The sequence below is a fragment of the Candidatus Erwinia dacicola genome (genome assembly GCF_001756855.1).
Taxonomy (GTDB): Bacteria; Pseudomonadota; Gammaproteobacteria; order Enterobacterales; family Enterobacteriaceae; genus Erwinia; species Erwinia dacicola.
In genome coordinates this window covers 1-1,264 of record NZ_MAYS01000137.1, presented here as the reverse complement: position 1 = coordinate 1,264, position 1,264 = coordinate 1, and the positions used below count along the sequence as shown (strand labels likewise).

Here is a 1,264-nt window from a genome sequence, read left to right as displayed (position 1 = left end):
TGTAAGGGCGCTACGTTCACTACCGCATTCTTCACACTTCACACCTCATGCATCACAGGCAACACATCATACTTCATTTTTCACCAATCATACCTCATCTTTCATAAATAGCATTTACTACTTATGAAAGATAAAGTATTATTTCATACAGATTCAGCTTGCCACGTCGGCAGCTGAGAAAAGCAAACAATGGTGCTGATATGATTACAATTATTGGATGTAATAAAGGTGGCGCAGCTAAAACTACGACAGCAATAAATGTGGCTATTGGGCTGGCCTTGAGAGGCTCAGACGTCTGCCTCGTGGACGCAGATGCGCAACGTTCAGCCTCACGATGGTATGCCGAAAGGGAAGAAGCAGAGTTGTCCCCGCGTATTACGCTGATTGAAAAACGCGACAATATCTCCTCAACGTTGCGCAGCCTGGATGAAAAATATGACCACGTTATCGTGGATGTAGCAGGACGGAACAGCAGAGAACTGATCACTGGAGGAACGGTTGCCTACCAGATAATCGCTCCACACCAGTGCTCACATATTGACCTTGATACAATGGAAGAGCTGCGCCAGCAAATCGAAGCAATACGAGATCTGAATCCGGATCTGAAGGTATTTTGTTACCAGACGATGGCCACCACGAACCCTTTGTTACAGGGTAACGAACGTCATGAGTTCCTTGAGTACGTGAAAGAGTTTGAGACCCTGACACCTCTTGAATCCGTTGGAAGCTATCGCAAGGTATACCGGGATGTGATGTCTCAGGGTATGTCCGTACTGGAAACGGATAATCAGAAGGCCAAGGGAGAAGTTCTGTCACTGTTAAATGAGGTGTTCGGATGTTAAAAAAACCAAGTGATAAAAATAAAGCTCCTCGCCCGGTAACTTCAGTTTCTGAAGATCAGGCGGACAAGCTTGCAAGTATGCTGGCCGATAAGCCTTATGGTGACGACATAAGACCCATTGAGTCCCCTGAAAAACTGGCCAGAACAACCATTTCTCTTCCGGAGTCTTTACTCAGGCAATGCGAAGATCTTGCTCTGAATAACAAGCGTAACGGCATTGAGCCTAAGAATGTCAGTGCGCTGGTTCGGGCTGCACTTGAAGGATACTTAAATAAGTAATACCTCATAAATATGAAATATTACTTAGTTTCACGGTTAGGATTTGGCAAATCACTTGGTTGCGCTTACGTTTGAGTTGGGGTTCCAAGCCCAAACCGCCGAAAATTCCGTTTGTCCTCTGAATTATAGTGGCACACTGATACT

2 protein-coding genes are annotated in these 1,264 nt (G+C 45.3%); both read left to right on the top strand.

The window, feature by feature from the left end:
- Positions 1 to 200: 200 nt before the first annotated feature.
- A complete protein-coding gene (locus tag BBW68_RS04185) occupies positions 201 to 842 on the top strand; it encodes an AAA family ATPase (RefSeq protein WP_070134133.1) in 642 nt (213 codons plus the stop codon).
- The gene (locus BBW68_RS04180) at positions 836 to 1,120 is read left to right on the top strand and encodes a ribbon-helix-helix domain-containing protein (protein ID WP_070134132.1); all 285 of its coding nucleotides are present in this window, start codon (positions 836 to 838) and stop codon (positions 1,118 to 1,120) included. The genes BBW68_RS04185 and BBW68_RS04180 overlap by 7 nt, the downstream gene beginning before the upstream one ends.
- The last annotated feature ends 144 nt before the right edge of the window (positions 1,121 to 1,264 follow it).

Bases quoted from the DNA above. Each gene is read 5' to 3' on its own strand.
- BBW68_RS04185 (WP_070134133.1), top strand. From the start codon at position 201: ATGATTACAATTATTGGATGTAATAAAGGTGGCGCAGCTAAAACTACG.
- BBW68_RS04180 (WP_070134132.1), top strand. From the start codon at position 836: ATGTTAAAAAAACCAAGTGATAAAAATAAAGCTCCTCGCCCGGTAACT.